Here is an 18,187-nt window from a genome sequence, read left to right on the forward strand (position 1 = left end):
TTATTATGCGTGATGCTCTTTATGGCGTTCAGTCAAGCCAAAGTCATCTAAGATGCCATAGAAGGCGGGCAAGATGAGGATCACTAACAGTGTTGATGCTAACAAACCAAAGATCAGCGCGACAACAAGTGGGATGATGACCTGCGCTTGGATACTTTGTTCCAGTAGTATCGGCATGAGTCCCGCTGCCGTTGTTGCCGTAGTGATTAAAATTGCACGGATACGGTTGGTTGTAGCGTGTATTGCGGCTTGTCGAATATCATTACTTTTTACCAAGTTCTCTTTGATAAACTGCACCAGTAAGATGGAATTATTGACCACGATCCCCGCTAGTGACGTAAAGCCAAGCATTGACGGCATAGTGAGGTCATAATTCAGCATATAATGGCCCCAGAACACACCGATAAGCGCTAATGGAATGGCAAGCATGACGATAATCGGTTCGACGTAGCTGCGGAACTGGAAGCTTAGGATGGCAAATACCACGAACAAACCAATCGAGAAACTTTTCACCATCGAGTTGCCAGTTTCTGCTGTCGATTCAACTTCACCACCTAAACGCACTTCAATACCTGGGTATTTCTGTGTCAGAATCGGCACGAAGTCTTTTTTCATTTGCGCCATCAATTCAACCGTATTGGCTTTTGTTTTGTCGATATCGCCTTTTAATGACATAGTGCGAATATTGTTAATGCGGTTTAACTGGCTTACACCACGTCCATGCTCAACTTTAACAATACTGGCAAGAGGTACTTGGCTACCATCAGCTAAGGTAAACGGGAAATCTTCATAGTAAGCCAGATCTGAACGGTAACGCTCAGCCAGTCTCACATCTAATTCCACATTCTCACTGCCAATTTGTAATTCATCCACCGTGATACCAAAGAATGCAGCACGTAATTGCATCGCTATATCTTGTCCGGTTACACCAAATGTTTCAGCGCCAGGCAGCAGTGACATACGCAGTTCAGGCTTACCATCTCGAAGGTTAGAAATGATATTACTCACCCCGTTAAACTGGGTAAGGTAGTGCGCTAATTCATTACCTGCATCTTTTAACGTCTGAATGTCAGGATGGCTTAGTTCAATATCAATAGCACGGCCTGCGGGTCCAATTGCTGGTTCACGAATGATTAAGTTTGTGACACCGGGAATCGTCCCAATTTGTTGCTGTAGTTCGGCTAAGTAATCGGCCATACGCGTCGTTCGTTTTTCTGACGTCAGTAAATCAACAAAGATAGTTGCTACGTGCTCACCTGTTTCACCTGCATCTGGGTTCGCGCCACTTTGCACTGTAATGTATTTTAACAGTGACTCATTATCAGGTTGCTCACCAAATGTGGCACTGGTTGTCTTAATATTATCGCTAATACGGGACACCACTTTATCGGTTTTTTCTAAGGGGGTACCCGGTGGCATCATCACCGTTATCTGTACCCAGTCACCTTCGACTTCTGGAAAGGCTGAAAAACGTAACAACCCACTCGACGCCAGCGATATTGTGCCGATAAACAAAGCAATCACACCCGCGGTAACCATGTAGCGACGATCGACAACCGTGCCAATTATTTTAGGTAAAATGTTAAATTGAAAGTGCTCAAATTTCTTATTGAAACGGCCTTTGAAGCTGTTTTCTGCCACACTGTCGTCGGTATCTTTAACGGATGCATAAAGGTGATGGGGTAAAATCAAAAATGCTTCAACTAAGGATACACTTAGAGTGATCACTAAGGTTATCGGAATAACTTTAAGTACTTGGCCCATATCACCTTCAAGAAACGCCAGTGAACCAAAGATTGCGACGGTAGTAAGGAATGATGAGAACACACCGTTTTTAACGCGGTTTACACCTTTCACGATACCTGCAAGTTTATCCTCGGTTTTAGAGAGTTCGTGAGCGACACTTTCGGATAATACAATTGCATCATCCATTAAGAGTCCAATTGCCACCAACAGCGCCACCATCGACATGAGGTTTAAACTGATACCAACTAATGACAGCACATACATACTGGCAAGGAAGGAAACGGGTAAACCCATTGCCACCCAGATCGCATAGCGCCAAGGGAAGAATAACCACATGACTAAGAACACAAGAATGAAGCCCTGCCAACCGTTTGATAACAGTAGGTCAAGACGATCTTTAGCGACAGATGCCATGTCTTTCGTGAGTGAGAATTCGACGGTGTCAGGTGTACGTAATTTTTCATTTTCAATAAATTGTTGTACTTCTTCAAGAACATCAAGCGAGTCATCAGCTTTTGATTTTTTGATATCAAGCATGGTGCCTTCTTTACCATTCACCGATATCTTAGATTCGTCTAATTCAAAACGTTGCGTGATTGTCGCAATGTCTTTGAGTTGTACTTTACTGCCATCTTCATGACTCAATACAATTATCTCACCCAGTTCTCGGGGGGTATAACGCTGAGCATCAAAACGTAATAAAATTGTGCTACTTGGGGTATTTAAGCTCCCACTTGGCATTTTTACGTTCTGTTTAGCAATTTGGTTAGCAACATCTTGCACAGATACATTCAGCTGACGTAGAGCAAGTAAATCAAGCTCGACACGCAGTTGCGGATCGGAGAAACCGTTAATATCAACTTGGGCAATGCCTTTTAAACGCTTAAGGCGACGTTTCACATCTTCGGCATACAACTTTAGTTCTTGCTTTTCCATATCACTGTAAATGACCAAACTCACTACATCATCGTAAGTCATGAGTTCTTTTACAATGGTGGTTTCAGCTTCTTCAGGAAATTGGTCAATCGCATCTACTTGGGTTTTTATATCCGAAATAAAGGTTGTGCCATTACCGTCATGCGTCATCTCTGCGGTCGTGACGGCAACCCCTTCACTGGCGCTACAGATGAGTTTTTTAAGGTTGTTAATGCCATCAAGGGCATCTTCAATCGGTAAACAAATGGCTTGCTCTACGTCTTCTGGGCTCGCGCCAGGGTAGGGCACGGTAATTTGTGCAATCGTTACCGAGAAGTCGGGAAATGTCTCGCGTTTCATGTCGGGCAGTGTGATCGCGCCTAAGGCGAGAAACATCACCATCACTAAATTGGCAGCAGTCGGGTGCTTCGTAAAGAAATGGATCATTATTATTTATCCTCTGTCCATACTGTTGGCGCAAGCTTTAAGCCATTGGCAACAGGGATAATGTCGGATAGTACAATTTGTTGACCTGCTTTTAGACCATCAGCTTTGATTGCCGCCACTTGGTCACGAATAAACAGTACATCTACGTCTTGTAATTGCAAGCGGTTGTCTTCATCCATAAGGTATAAACGGTTGTTATGTAATGCTTGTAATGGCACGGTTAATTGCGGTTGTGCTTGACCATTAACGGTGACTTCGACAAACATGCCCGAGATAATAGGGCTGTCATTAGGATCATTGCGTTTGATGAATTCAAGGAAATCGAAGTCTGTTTCAACGACTAACCCAGCGGTGCCTAAACGTGCATCAATTTCCCCTAAAATACGGGTGACTTTACCTTGCCAGTGAGTTTCTGATGATGAGTTGCGTAGGGTGATTTGTGCCGTTAAGTTAGCGATTGCAATATCAGGTACTGCATTCAGGTTATCGAGTACTTCTCTGTCTTGTTTCAAACTATGTATTAAACGACTTAGTTGGCTAGTGGGCATTTTCGCTTCAACTTCGAGCTTAGAAACATCATGTGCCAAGATGATGCTGCTACCTGTTGATACAAATTGCTGTAGTTCAGCGCTTACATCAATAATACGGCCATTAAATGGCATGGTAATTATTGTGTGTTCTAAATCCAGTTTCGCTTGGTCTATTTGGCTTTCTGCTTGGGTTATTTGTGCTTGTAGGGCTTTCTGACGAGCGGGAATTTGATTTAGCTGTGCTTTAAGATCATTGAGTTGTAGTTGTGTATTGTAAACGATACGTTCTTGCTTCTCTAAACTGGATGCCGAAATGGTGCCTTTCTTGTTTAGTTTAATATTACGTTGGTATTCTTTTTCTTCTAGGGCAAGGGTTTTGCCTTCGACTTGATATGAGCGTGTTAAACGTTTTTCTTCAATGTCGAGTTTTTCAACTTCCGAGTTAATATTATCTAAATTTGCTTGTGCCGTGTTCAGACTTAATTGATAAGACGTTGGATCAATACGGAGTAATTCGACCCCTGCATTAATAAACGTCCCGCGTTGTAATTTTTCATTTTTGTAAATTACTTTACCGCTGACTTCGGCAATGCCTTGCCATTTATTTTTGGCTACCACGTTACCGTAGCCTTTGACTGCGGGTGCAATATTTTGGGTTTTAATTTGGGTCACATAGACACTTTGTGTGGGTTCAACCACTTCTAATACAACGTCATTTTTCATGATGGCATTATTAATTGCCATGATACCTAATCCTGTTGCAACGCCGATTGGTAGCCACAGTAGTTTAGATTTCTTCATTGTATTGCTCCGTTGTAATTGAATTAATTAATAAAGTATAATTTTGATGCGCTAATTTATGATAAAACTGCATGTCTAAATCTGTTGGTGTTAATTGTTGTAACAAAGGCTTAAATGCACAAGGGAAGATGCATAAACTGAGAATTTGAACGGTTAATAACTCAGGGTCCAGTTCCGGCTTTATATCCCCTTTTGTTTGCAGTTTAATGATCATCATTTTGATTAGTCGAAATGATTGCTGGGGCCCTTCTTGAATAATTTGCGCTTTAATTTGCGGATTATCATTACTGACCATATTACGTCGAATGATGTGGTGCAGGCTTTTATGTTCTTCAACCGTCGTGTAGTAAAGCAAAAATATGTCATGCAGGTTTTGTAGTTTAGGCTTGGCGACGTGCTGTTTAAAAATATCTAACATAGGCTGACGATATTGAGACATTGCCGCATGAAACAAGCCTTCTTTATTTTGGAAGTAATAGCGGATCATAGCTGGTGTCGTATTGGCCGCAGCAGCAATTTTTCGGGTACTAATTTGGTTGTATTCATTGTCTGCGAATAGCTCAAATGCCACTGTCATTAAATGCTGGCGAATATTGGTATCGGAAGATTTTGTTGGTCTGCCGATGTGGCGAATTAAGGTTTCGTCTTTGCTATTGTTATTATCCATCTCTGCACCATCATTAATTATTCATTTGGATAATTCTGAACCTGTTTGGTTAAATTATCCAGATGATTAATTTCCCATTTTTACAGTTTTGGATAAATTAAGTTAATCAGAGTGAGTGATGAGATATTAATGTATCGACTTAGGTGCTACATTTTCAGGTAGTCATATCGTGGATAAAATTGCAGGACGTAATAGTACATAAAATACAGTTAAGTACATTTCTGATGGGATTTTATAAACAAGAGATTATACTTATTTGACCTGATTTAGCCCTAACTGTTTCTGCAGTTTTTTTGTTAAACCTAGCGACACAATTTTGTACGACTCTTTGAGGTAATATGTTAATTCTTCGTCTGTTTTTGCTGAACTGTCGTAGTGCTGTATCCATTTCATGCCGCGGGACGCGAAATAGGGCGCAGGTTTATAACCTGACAGGTCACTTAAAAAATCAAAGTTAAGGTCTGAAGTTTTAAAAATGAACGCGGGTTGATTTTCTTTTTCTAAGTTACCTTGTCCTAAACTGCCAATCGCAAATATCTTAGGGCCAATTTTCCAAACATGCGCGTTGTTCCATTGCATCACATACGTTGTTGCATGTAATGAACCACAAAATTTATTAAACTCATCATACGTCATGGTTTATTTCCTTATGGTTTGAGACTTTTATAAACCTTTCAATGGTATAACATCATGTCTTGTTTATAATTTATTGAGCCCTGTATTCCTGTATTCCTGTATTCGATACGATATTACAGGATTGTATATTATGGCGACTTTAGGTGTGAGGCTAGGGTTAAAAATATTCGTCATGGATCTGAGTAATGTCTTCTTCATTACTTTGATTGAATAGCTTTAAGATCATTTCTTTTTCATCATTTGTGATCGTATACGCATGATCTTTATTGATCTGCTGACCGAGTCGGTTACAAATCGTTGTTATTTGTGCAGGGTTGAATTTAAGGTGGTTTAGGTTATTTATAAATACTTCAAAATCATAATCATCCATAATCCACTCCTATTTGTAATGCTTAGTTATATCCATATTTAAACATTAGTAGTCTTACTTATTAATGGCATGAAAAAATGTAGAGCGTTGAATCGGTGGGGGTGAGTGTTATTGATTCGCTTTGCTAATTCTGCATAGGTTAGTGCTTAATATTAGAGAATATCACCTAATCTTTATGGAAGTTGAGTGTTTTTATAAACCTTGATTTTAAATACGTCAATCTGTGTTATCTATCGGGGCGCGTTTTTGATTTGTCTTTGTTAACTTGATTTGTAGATATCACCTACCCACAAATCAAGATCTTGTCTAAAGCTTCTTTCTAATCGCTATTACTATCAAATTATACCATCGGCACAATAGACCCGATTAGCAAGCCTGCCATGCAGTAATTAAATATCTTAATACGGGCTGGTACTTGTAAGAGCGTCTGTAATTTTTTTCCCGCTGCAGTCCACAAGCTAACAGAGGGTACATTCACACACCCAAATATGAGTGATACGATCAAAATGTCTTGCTGTGCCGTCGATGAGGCATAGACACTGATTGCAGTAAGTGCCATCGTCCACGCCTTTGGGTTTACCCATTGAAAGCAAGCTGCTGACATAAACGTCATTGGGGTGTAATCAGACACTTCACTTGTCATTGATTTGCTTTTGGCGATCTTAAACGCGAGATAAACAAGATACATCATACTCACGATACGTAAGCTCTGTTGAATAATTGGGTAGGCGGTAAATAACCCCATCAGACCAAAACCAACCAAAAAAACCATCAAGCTAAAGCCAAAAGTAATACCCAGCATATGGGGAATCGTACGCATAAAACCGACATTAGCACCTGATGTCATTAGCATAATATTGTTTGGCCCTGGTGATACAGTTGAAACAAACGCGAAGGTTATTAGTGCTATAAGTTGTTGATATTCCATTTTAAACCCATGTTGTAGTTATTGTTTATAGTTGTATTTTAAATACATATGGGGTAAATTTTGTGCCTATATTTGCTAAGATTAACGAAAATACACAAGGAATGGTCGCGATGGATAGGTTTGACGAAAGAATATTGCGTGAGCTTAAGTTGAATGGAAAATTGTCTAATGTAGAGCTTGCAGAACGGATCGGATTATCTGCTTCAGCGACATTACGCCGTGTGCAAGAATTGGAACGCACCGATATTATTCAGGGTTATCGCGCCGTGTTTAACGCCAAAAAGTTGGGTATTGGCTTTATTGCTTATGTCACGATTGGTCTGTCGAGTCACAGTAAAAAATCACAAAGCGGTTTTGAAGAACAAATCATGGATGTAGAGCAGGTCACTGAGTGCCACAATGTCACTGGTGCTAATGAATATTTGCTACGCGTCGAGACTGCGGACTTGACTGCTTATAAGCGTTTTCACTCTGATGTGTTAGGTGAGATCCCACAGGTAAACTCAATCACGACCTTAGTGGTGATGGAGACGGCTAAGGATGAGCGGACGTAATAGAATGTTCTGCTGAAAAAGAGACTCGGTCCATAGCTAAATTGCTCGGTATAGAGTGCATAAAGTGAATAGCTCTAAATCACACTTTAGAGGTACAAGTATATATTTGTTAACCTATGTAAAATATAATCATACATAAATTCAGCGTGTTACTTTTTATTAAAGAGAAGCATATAAATGAACGTATACCTGCAAATTAAATATACTGCAGCGCTAACATTGTTAGCCTGGTATAACATTGATCATCAGCTTTCTTGCCGTCTGTCTTCAGAATAATTACTTCCATATTTAATACTTTGGGTTTTGTCCCAACCTCAACTTGTTAAGTTTAAATTAAATAACTAAACGCAAAGTCTTTGTCTGCATTAAATAGAATGTATTGATTATATTGCTACATTCAAAATATGCATACGCGTTGTATTCTCGTCTTTGTTTTTTATTCACGTTTAATTTGAGCATTTAATATGTCGTTATTTTTTAGCGTGGCTAAGCTCGTCCTATAATTAATAAAACCACGCATGAATTGTTTAATTGCGGTGAAAACACCCATTAAATATATAAGGTATTATTATGGAAAACTTTAAACACCTACCAGAACCATTCCGTATTCGTGTGATTGAACCAGTGAAACGTACGACGCGTGAATATCGCGAACAAGCAATTTTAAAAGCAGGTATGAACCCATTTTTACTCGACAGTGAAGATGTATTTATTGATCTACTGACTGACAGTGGCACAGGTGCTATTACACAACAGATGCAAGCGGCAATGTTGCTTGGTGATGAAGCATATAGTGGTAGTCGTAGCTATTATGCATTGGCGAATGCAGTGAAAGATATTTTTGATTATGAACACACGATTCCGACTCACCAAGGTCGTGGTGCTGAACAAATTTATATTCCAGTGCTCATCAAAAAACGTGAAATGGAAAAAGGGTTAGATCGTACTAAGATGGTCGCCCTGTCTAACTATTTCTTTGATACTACGCAAGGGCATACACAAGTAAATTGCTGTGTGGCGAAAAATGTATATACAGCAGAAGCGTTTAATACCGCGGTAAGTGCAGACTTTAAAGGTAACTTCGACCTTATTAAACTAGAAGAAGCTATCCTAGACGCTGGCGCGGTCAATGTACCTTATATTGTGAGCACGATTACGTGTAACTCTGCGGGTGGCCAACCTGTTTCTATTGCAAATTTAAAAGCGGTGTACGAGATAGCACAAAAGTATGACATCCCTGTGGTGATGGATTCTGCACGTTATGCAGAGAATGCTTACTTCATTCAACAACGCGAAGAAGGTTATAAAAACTGGACAATTGAAGCGATCACGCGTGAGTCGTACAAATATGCAGACGCCCTTGCCATGTCAGCGAAAAAAGATGCCATGGTACAAATGGGTGGCCTGCTTTGCTTTAAAGACGATTCGATGATGGATGCTTATAGAGAATGTCGTACTCTGTGTGTTGTTCAAGAAGGTTTCCCTACTTACGGTGGTCTAGAGGGCGGGGCAATGGAACGTCTTGCTGTTGGTCTTTATAATGGTATGCGTCAAGAGTGGCTAGCCTATCGTATTGGTCAAGTGCAATATCTTGTCGATGGACTAGAAGGTATTGGTATCGTCTGTCAGCAAGCTGGTGGTCATGCCGCGTTTGTTGATGCAGGTAAATTACTGCCACATATCCCTGCGGGTCAATTTCCTGCACACGCCTTAGCTTGCGAGTTATATAAAGTAGCGGGTATTCGTGCGGTTGAGATCGGTTCGCTGCTCCAAGGTCGTGATCCAGCGACAGGCAAGCAACAGGCTTGTCCTGCGGAATTACTTCGACTTACTATTCCACGTGCGACTTATACGCAAACGCATATGGACTTCGTTATTGAAGCCTTTCAAAAAGTGAAAGAAAATGCGGCAAACGTGAAGGGTCTGGATTTTACTTACGAGCCACCAGTACTTCGTCATTTTACTGCATTACTTAAAGAAGTTGAGACAGTACAAAAAACAAAGAAGGTAGAGGTTAGAGTTTTAGAAGAAGCTTAACAATCACTTATCGAAGATGACTAAAAAGCGCAAACATTTGTTTGCGCTTTTTTCGTTGTTTAAGTAACACTAATTATTTTATGATTTTTTATTCATGTTTCACGAACAATGGTCGATACGCTACCTTGTGTCATTGATGGATTATTCAGAGCATTCTTATTATTAGGACGTAATAAATAGAGAATGAAGACAGTAACGAGGAATATGGGGTTAATTAAAATCATATTCTAAGTTGTTAGACACAACCGCTGTTAATTTTATGGATGCAAATTATCTCAGCAGTTAATCTCAAATCTATCTAATTGTGGAATAAAATAATGGTAAAAAATTTAGGGTTCAAAAAAGTCATCATATTGTCAGTTGTCATCTTGCTGACCGCTATTTTACTGGTTTCTAATGTAATTTCTTATAATATAATTAAATCTAAAACGATTGAAGATGTGAACCTGCTATCGAGTTCAATCGTAAACTACGAAGCGAATAAAATCGAAGATTGGTTTACAACAAAAACGAATGCGCTTAATGCTATTTCTCAAAAATATAAATCAAATAGCCTTGGTGATGATTACGTCACAATTGCGCGACTTATAAAAGAAACCAGTGGTTTTGCGAGCGTATTTTTCTCATTTGATGACGGTGTTACGTATTCTACCGCTCGAAACGCAGACTGGGTTAATGGCGTGGCGATTACGGCTCGTTATGATGCACGTAAACGCCCTTGGTATACCAAAGGTAAGAACACTGCAACGCTAGATGTAACGGATGTTTATAATGCTAGAAGTACGGGTCTTCCGATTATTTCAGTCGTGCGTAATATCGGTAACGGTGTGTTATTAGGTAATATTGGTTTAGAAATTCTTGAAAAAACAGTTAAAAATGTGAATTACCCAGGTTCTGTTACCGCAATTATGGATAGTGATGGTAATGCATTAGCATCTAATTCACTCGCTTTGAAAACGGGAGTGAATTTTTCAGATATCGGTATGGGTAATGTTAAAACCGGCATGTTAAGTCAGCATGCGAACACAACCGCTTATACGTTAGGTGGCGTTGATAAATTAGCCTTTACGCAAGAAATTACTCTGATTAATGGTAAACGATGGTACTTATTTATTGGTGTTGATAAATCAGTTGCTTATGCCGAAGTTGATGAGGCGTTAGAAACTACTTTGCTCGTGTCAGCTATCATGCTTGCAGTAGGTCTGTTCTTGACTATCACGATACTGAACAGAGCATATCGCCCAATCATATCATTGAAAGAAGTGGTGATGGATTTATCAAAAGGTAATGGCGATTTAACGCGTCGTTTACCGGTAGAAAGTAACGATGATTTAGGTGACATCTCGGCCGGTATTAATGCCTTTATTACGAACCTGCAAACCTTGATGTTAGAGATCGAGAACTCTTCACAGCATATTTCAGAAAGTGTAGGCAAACTAGAACAGCAAACGACAAGCAACAATCAAGTATTGGATGCGCATTCAATTGAAACAGACCAAATCGCAGCCGCAGTAGAAGAAATGAGTGCTACGGCCAATGATGTTGCGAGTAATGCTGGGGAAGCGTCACAATTTACCGATGCAATGAATAAGCAGGTTGGTTCATCAAAAGTGACGGTTACAACGACCACATCAACAGTCTCTCAGTTGGTTGAAAATGTAGAAAACTCATCAAAAAGTATTCAAGATATTGAAAAAGATACACAAGCTATCACGAAAGTGCTTAATGTGATTGGTGAGATTGCTGAACAAACAAATCTACTCGCGCTTAACGCTGCAATTGAAGCCGCACGCGCTGGTGAGCAAGGTCGTGGTTTTGCTGTTGTCGCAGATGAAGTACGTGCGCTAGCGGCGAGAACACAGGTCAGTACGGCTGAAATTAAAGAAACATTGGATGCATTAACAGCGGGTTCAAGTTCTGCTATTTTAGCGATGGATATGACACAAACAACGTGCCAACAAGCAGCCAAAAGTACGTATGCAGTCGCTGAGGATTTAGATAATATTGCCAGCTCTGTCACGCAGATAAATGATTTAAATACGCAAATAGCAACTGCGGCGGAAGAACAAAGTAGTGTGTCTAGTGAAGTCACTCGTAATATGACTGCGATCCGTGAAATGGCGCAAGAGCTTGCTATAAACGGTCAATCTACTGCGCAAGAATCGGTTAATGTTGCTGTTGCCAATGAGCAATTAAAATCAATTGTGAGTCAATTTAAATTAAGATAATTTAGCTGTTCTAATCTGATGACAAAGCCATTAAGTATCAATGCTTAATGGCTTTTTTATTACCTGTATTTTAACCAATAACGACTTGGCCTAGGGCATACCCTAAAAGACACGCAGAAATAACACCAATTAAGCCGACAGACATGAATGAATGGTTAAAGTAGTACTTACCAATTTTCGTTGTGCCTGAGCTATCAAAGTTTACGGTCGCAATATCTGATGGATAGTTTGGAATAAAGAAATAACCGTATACCGCAGGCATTAAACCAATCACTAACGCAGGTTCGAGTCCTAACGCTAAGCCAACGGGTAACATCATTCGCGCTGTTGCTGCTTGTGAGTTGACCACGACCGACACGATAAACAGTGATAGTGCAAACGTCCAAGGGTGTAGTGTTACCATATCAACAATACCAGCTCTGAATTGCGGCATCGCGTATTGGAAGTAGGTATCAGACATCCATGCAATACCAAAAATAGCAATCGCAGCGACCATACCAGATTTGAACACCACGCCATTAGGCACATCGCGCGGGTCTGTTTTAGTGGCAAGTAAAATTACACCACCAAACGCTAACATCATCATTTGGATCACCACCGACATTTTGATTGGCGCAGCGCCTTCGGTGATAGTCCTTACTTCTGGCAGCATCGCAATCACAACGATAGACAAGATCGCACTTAAAAAGATAAGTACCGCATTACGTGCTTTAGCTGGCAGCTTTTCATCTAAAGAAGTTGATGTAGTGTTTAAGATTTTTTCACGCCAGATAGGATCTTTTAAGCGCGCTTGGTATTCCTCATCATCTTCTAATTCTTTACCACGACGTAGACTATAAAGAGACAGCATTAACGTACCAAATAAAGTCGACGGTACTGTCACCATTAAGATAGAAATGAGGGTAATAGAAGAATCGATATCCACTAATTGTGCTAAATAAAAGACGACGGCTGCTGATAATGGGGATGCCGTGATCGCAATTTGGGATGCTACTGATGCTGCAGCCATTGGACGCTCAGGGCGAATGCCATTTTTAAGTGCCACATCACCGATGATAGGCATGATGGAATAAACCGCATGACCCGTTCCAAGCAGAAATGTCATGGTATAGGTAACAAAAGGGGCTATGAGTGTCACTCGTTTTGGGTTCTTTCTTAAAATGCGTTCCGCAATTTGCAGCATGTATTTAAGCCCGCCAGCGGCTTCGAGAATCGATGCACAAGTGACAACCGCCAAGATAATCAGCATCACGGTCACTGGTGGAGACGTTGGTGGCATTTTGAAGATGAACACTTCAATCACCAAACCAATCCCTGATACAACGCCTAGACCTATTCCACCAAATCGAGAACCTATATAGAGCACGAGCAATAAAAATAGAAATTCAAAATACAACATACTACCACCTAATGGTTAATTCCGTTGGGTGGAAAATATCGTATAAATAAGCTGGTTAAATTGAGCTGTTTCGCATATTGGATACAGAGAATAATTATCTCATGCTGAGTTGATGTTAAATAAGGTTTTGATTAATAATGAAATAGTGACTCAGTAATGTGACCGACTAATAACAATTCGAGCGTCATTCACAGACTGAAACACATATTAGATAAATTATTTTAATCGTAAGGACTTTGTTGCTATACCGCTATTGACTCTAGAGAGTTAAGCACTGCCGAAGATCGTGCTAATCAGAGCGTGGTTAGCTTGTAATTTCATTTGTGCTATCACTGTGTCGTCTACATGCCCGAATTAATAAAGTGAAAGTGTTCCACATCAAAGCATTTTATTCCATTAGAGGTAGACTGGTTGAATAATTAAAATCGATGATTTTATTCATCACCCTCTAGCAACTGCCATTCGCTTAACGCGAAGAATAAAACGTGTTTGATCGTAGATCTAGCAGCATAGCGAAATATGATTGAGTTCGACAATTAAAATGATGCAGTGCAGAGAACTTTAAAGAGGCAATCAATGATAAATGTCATGTTCAACGGGCAAGCATTTCCCGTCAATGCGCATCAAACCTTACTTGAAGCGGCAACAAACTGTAATGTTGAAATTCCATCATTGTGTGGATTGAATAAAGGTGGCGAGAAAATTCCTTGCGACCTTTGTGTCGTCGATATTGCAGGGCAAGGTATTAAACGCGCGTGTGAAATAAATCCTGTAGAGGGGATGGCTGTGACAACTGCATCTGAAGCCTTGTCTGCACTGCGTCAAAAATCGTTAAACCGCATTCTTTCTGATCACTATGCCGATTGTGAAGCACCTTGTCAGACAGCGTGTCCTGCTGGTGTCGATATTCAATCTTACCTTTATCATATATCTCAAAACGACCATGCTAAAGCCGTTGAAGTGATTAAGCGCACGCTGCCGATGCCGCTGTCTATTGGTCGTGTTTGCCCTGCATTTTGTGAAACAGAATGTCGTCGTGGCCTCGTCGATGAGCCATTAGCCATTCGCCAATTAAAACGACATTCTGCTGATATCGATCTGGACTCGCAAGAACAATACGTGCCGCCGAAGAAACCGACAAAAGGTGAATCGATAGCGGTGGTCGGTAGTGGGCCGGGTGGCTTGACCTGTGGTTATTACCTTACTAACGAAGGCTATGATGTTACCGTATTCGAATCTATGCCTGATGCAGGTGGTTGGCTACGATATGGCATTCCTGAATATCGCTTACCGAAAGCCATTCTTGATAAAGAAATCGAGATCATGTGTCGTAACGGCATGCAGTTGCTGACCAATAAAAAATTGGGGCGTGATTTTACACTGACACAACTGACTGAGGACTACGATGCAGTATGTTTGGCGGTTGGTGCGTCGCAAGCGGTTGATATGCAATATACGGGTAGTGACTTTGACGGTTGCTATTTAGGTGTCGATTACCTTAAAGATTACGTTACTGATGGCCACTACACGACAGGTAAAAAAGTAGCGGTAATTGGTGGTGGTAATACCGCTATTGATTGTGCGCGAACGGCAGTACGTGATGGTGCTGATACGACTTTGATTTATCGTCGAACCCGTGCTGAAATGCCAGCTGAAGATTATGAAATTTTAGAAGCTGAACATGAAGGGGTTAAATTCCACTTCCTGACGAACCCAGTCGAAAACATCGCGAATGAAAACGGCCGTGTATGCGAAGTTAAACTAGAGAAAATGGCTTTGGGTGAACCCGATGCATCGGGCCGTCGCCGTCCAGAAAAAACAGGGGAGTTCTTTATCGAAGCCTTTGATACTGTGATTGCTGCGGTATCGCAAAAGCCTGACTTAAGCTTCATGGACAAAGAAACCTTAGACCTACCACTCACGCGTTGGAATACTCAAGATGCCCACCCTGAAACCATGCACTCGGGTGTTGGTAATGTCTTTAGTATTGGTGATTTTCGTCGTGGGCCTGCCACAGCAATCGAAGCGGTAGCGGATGGTCGTATTGCCGCAGAAGCGATTGACCGTTATTTCGATGGCGATATGGAAAACATTCCGGTTAAACAATTTAACGCGCAAAAGGCCCGTAAATTAAAGCAGGTCGATTCAGCGCAGTTCGAAGGTATTAAACAAGTCATGCGCTCTGTCATGCCAGAGTTAAGCACACAAGAACGTGAGTTAAGTTTTGATGAAGTGGAAACTGGCTTTAGCAATGACGAGGCAGTGCGCGAAGCCGCTCGTTGTTTAGAGTGTGCCTGCCAAGCCAATACCGACTGTAAATTACGAGATTATGCGACAGAGTATACCGTTGCTGATACAGAAGTCAGTCAAGAAGGTTGCCAGAAGTTTGTCGTAGATAACAGTTCAGAATTTATCGTGTTTGATGCGAACCGTTGTATTAGCTGTGGGCAGTGTGTCGATGCCTGTAACGAGAAAGCTGTTCATGGTGTACTTGGCTTCATGAAAAATGATGATGGCACCTCAGCTGCTAGTCCTCAATGCCGACCTGGTTTTGAAAACGGGTTTAGCATGGGGGATTCTAACTGTGTGCAATGCGGTACATGTGTGCAAGTTTGCCCGACGGGTGCATTGGTCGATAGTCGTGATAAATCACAAGGTCGTATTGAAATGCTAAAACCTGTCGATACCATTTGTACTTATTGTGGTGTGGGTTGTAAGTTGACGATGTTCGTTGATGAATCACAGAATAAGATCCGTTATGTGCAAGGTGCCAAAGATTCACCGGTTAATCAAGGTATGCTGTGTGTGAAAGGGCGTTTTGGTTTTGACTTTGTTAGCAGTAAAGAACGTCTTACCACGCCATTAATCCGTAAAAATGGTGAGTTACAACCTGCAAGTTGGGAAGAGGCTCTGTCGCTGGTGGCGACTAAATTTAATGCCATCAAAACGCAGCATGGTGGTAATGCTTTGGCGGGATTCTCGTCTGCGAAAACAACCAATGAAGATAACTTCGCATTTCAAAAATTCATTCGTCGTGAATTAGAAACCAACAATGTCGATCACTGTGCTCGTTTGTGTCACGCATCAACGGTGACAGGTCTAGAAGCATCCATTGGCAGTGGTGCAATGACCAACGATATTCCGAGTATTCAACATTCGGATGTGGTGTTTATTATTGGTTCTGATACAACCTCTGCGCATCCCATCATTGCATCGCACATCAAAAACGCGATCCGTCACGGTAAAGCACGTTTGATTGTTGCTGATCCAAAACGCATTGATATTGCTGATCATTCCGAATTGTATGTTGCGCACCGTCCGGGTACTGATGTGATGTTGATGAACGGCATCATGCAGCAAATTATTAAGAACGATTGGCATGATAAAGCTTATATCGCAAATCGTACTGAAGGATTTGATGCGTTAAAAGCGGAGGTTATGTCAGACAATTATGCTCCGGACAAAGTCGAACTGATCACGGGCGTGAAAGCTCAAGATGTGATTAAAATGGCTGAAATGATCGGTACAGCGGAGCGAACCGCGGTGTATTACTCGATGGGTATTACGCAACATACCACAGGACATGACAATGTACGTTCTGTTGCTAACTTGCAAATGTTGTGTGGCAACATCGGAATTGAAGGTGGCGGCATTAACCCGTTACGTGGTCAATCTAACGTGCAAGGTGCTTGTGACATGGGGGCATTGCCAAATAATTTCCCCGGCTATCAGAAAGTATATACGCCAGAGATTCATGCCAAATTTGCGAAAGCGTGGAATAAACCTAACTTGCCAAAAGAGTCTGGGTTAACGCTCACCGAAATCATTGATGCAGCGTGTCATGATGAAGTGAAATGTCTGTACGTCATGGGAGAAAACCCGGTACTGAGTGATCCAAATCAAGCCCATGTGATTGAAGGCATTGAGAAGCTGGACTTCCTGTTAGTACAAGATATTTTCTTAACAGAAACGGCACAATATGCGGATGTGGTATTACCTTCATGTTCATTTGCTGAAAAATCGGGCCACTTCACTAATACAGAACGTCGTGTTCAACGTATTTCGCCAGCGGTTAATCCTCCGGGTGAAGCGAAAGAAGACTGGGTGATTATTCAAGATATTGCTAATGCGATGGGCAGTGATTGGGTATATAAATCTGTACGTGATATTACGAAAGAGATCACCCAGCTGACACCGCAATATGCTGGTATCCATTGGGATCGTGTAGGTAAAGATGGTGTGCAATGGCCTTGTGCTGATGGCGCAGATAAAGGCACACGCGTGATGCATACTGAACAGTTTACCCGTGGTAAAGGCGAGATGGCTGCAATTCCGTTCCGTTATGCGGCTGAATTACCGGATGATGAGTACCCGTTGATTCTGACCACTGGCCGTTTACTAGAGCAGTTCCATACCGGCACCATGACACGTAAAACCAAAGGTTTAGACAACTTAGCTGGTCCGCGTGCGATGATCTCGGTGGCTGATGCAGAGCGATTAGGTGTGCGTAATGGTGAAATGCTGACAGTGTCGACACGTCGAGGTAGCATTGATACACCTGCGTTTGTGACGAAGCGAATGCAAGAGGGCGTGGTGTTTGTGCCATTCCATTTTGCAGAGTCACCAGCGAACCGATTGACGACAACTGCGACAGATCCACATGCTAAGATCCCAGAGTTTAAGGTTGCAGCAGTGAAAATTGAAAAGTCGCTGGTGGCCACAATGGCGTCGAACGCAAATGGAGTTGCAGAGAAACAACCTGAAGAAGCCAAGATGTAGGGTTAGTTAGATGAGATTAACGGATTTAATTCGTTAATCTAATACGTTATAAAGCCATCAAGGGTAACCTTTGATGGCTTTTTTGTGAAAGAAATACGCAGCTACTACCTATATTGTGATACTGTTTGTGCTAGATCATTGTGCTCATAC

At 41.4% G+C, this 18,187-nt stretch carries 11 protein-coding genes; 4 read left to right on the forward strand and 7 right to left on the reverse strand.

The features are described 5' to 3' along the window. Positions 1 to 3: 3 nt before the first annotated feature. The 6 genes from HWV00_RS05725 to HWV00_RS05750 all read right to left on the reverse strand — a co-directional run bounded on the left by HWV00_RS05725 (position 4) and on the right by HWV00_RS05750 (position 7,040). Entirely contained in the window at positions 4 to 3,108 is a 3,105-nt protein-coding gene (locus HWV00_RS05725; protein WP_211685169.1) for an efflux RND transporter permease subunit, read from the reverse strand. Between the two features lie 2 nt (positions 3,109 to 3,110). Further along, positions 3,111 to 4,439, reverse strand: coding sequence for an efflux RND transporter periplasmic adaptor subunit (locus tag HWV00_RS05730; RefSeq protein ID WP_211685170.1), 1,329 nt, complete (start codon positions 4,437 to 4,439; stop codon positions 3,111 to 3,113). Next, on the reverse strand, positions 4,426 to 5,106 hold the full coding sequence (locus HWV00_RS05735) for a TetR/AcrR family transcriptional regulator (RefSeq protein WP_211685171.1): 681 nt from the start codon (positions 5,104 to 5,106) through the stop codon (positions 4,426 to 4,428). The genes HWV00_RS05730 and HWV00_RS05735 overlap by 14 nt, the downstream gene beginning before the upstream one ends. 252 nt (positions 5,107 to 5,358) lie before the next feature. Next, complete coding sequence (locus HWV00_RS05740) at positions 5,359 to 5,742, reverse strand: MmcQ/YjbR family DNA-binding protein (protein ID WP_211685172.1); 384 nt, start codon at positions 5,740 to 5,742, stop codon at positions 5,359 to 5,361. A gap of 157 nt (positions 5,743 to 5,899) precedes the next feature. Beyond that, positions 5,900 to 6,112 (reverse strand): hypothetical protein, encoded by a 213-nt coding sequence (locus HWV00_RS05745; RefSeq protein ID WP_211685173.1) that lies wholly within the window; start codon positions 6,110 to 6,112, stop codon positions 5,900 to 5,902. A 340-nt stretch (positions 6,113 to 6,452) separates the two neighbouring features. Next, positions 6,453 to 7,040, reverse strand: a complete 588-nt coding sequence (locus HWV00_RS05750; RefSeq protein WP_211685174.1) for a LysE family translocator — start codon at positions 7,038 to 7,040, stop codon at positions 6,453 to 6,455. Positions 7,041 to 7,150: 110 nt separating this feature from the next. Here HWV00_RS05750 and HWV00_RS05755 point away from each other — a divergent pair, with 110 nt between their 5' ends. The 3 genes from HWV00_RS05755 (at position 7,151) to HWV00_RS05765 (ending at position 11,859) form a co-directional block, all read left to right on the forward strand. Beyond that, positions 7,151 to 7,594, forward strand: a complete 444-nt coding sequence (locus tag HWV00_RS05755) for an Lrp/AsnC family transcriptional regulator (protein ID WP_211686370.1) — start codon at positions 7,151 to 7,153, stop codon at positions 7,592 to 7,594. Positions 7,595 to 8,164: 570 nt separating this feature from the next. Continuing rightward, a complete protein-coding gene (gene tnaA, locus HWV00_RS05760; RefSeq protein ID WP_211685175.1) occupies positions 8,165 to 9,631 on the forward strand; it encodes a tryptophanase in 1,467 nt (488 codons plus the stop codon). A gap of 317 nt (positions 9,632 to 9,948) precedes the next feature. Further along, positions 9,949 to 11,859, forward strand: a complete 1,911-nt coding sequence (locus tag HWV00_RS05765; RefSeq protein ID WP_211685176.1) for a methyl-accepting chemotaxis protein — start codon at positions 9,949 to 9,951, stop codon at positions 11,857 to 11,859. 70 nt (positions 11,860 to 11,929) lie between these two features. Here HWV00_RS05765 and HWV00_RS05770 read toward each other — a convergent pair whose 3' ends face one another. After that, positions 11,930 to 13,258, reverse strand: a complete 1,329-nt coding sequence (locus HWV00_RS05770) for an anaerobic C4-dicarboxylate transporter (RefSeq protein WP_211685177.1) — start codon at positions 13,256 to 13,258, stop codon at positions 11,930 to 11,932. Between the two features lie 576 nt (positions 13,259 to 13,834). Between HWV00_RS05770 and fdhF the strand changes: the two genes are divergently transcribed. Then, positions 13,835 to 18,037 (forward strand): formate dehydrogenase subunit alpha, encoded by a 4,203-nt coding sequence (gene fdhF / locus HWV00_RS05775; RefSeq protein WP_211685178.1) that lies wholly within the window; start codon positions 13,835 to 13,837, stop codon positions 18,035 to 18,037. Positions 18,038 to 18,187: the final 150 nt, after the last annotated feature.

The sequence above is a fragment of the Moritella sp. 24 genome, from assembly GCF_018219155.1.
Taxonomy (GTDB): domain Bacteria; phylum Pseudomonadota; class Gammaproteobacteria; order Enterobacterales; family Moritellaceae; genus Moritella.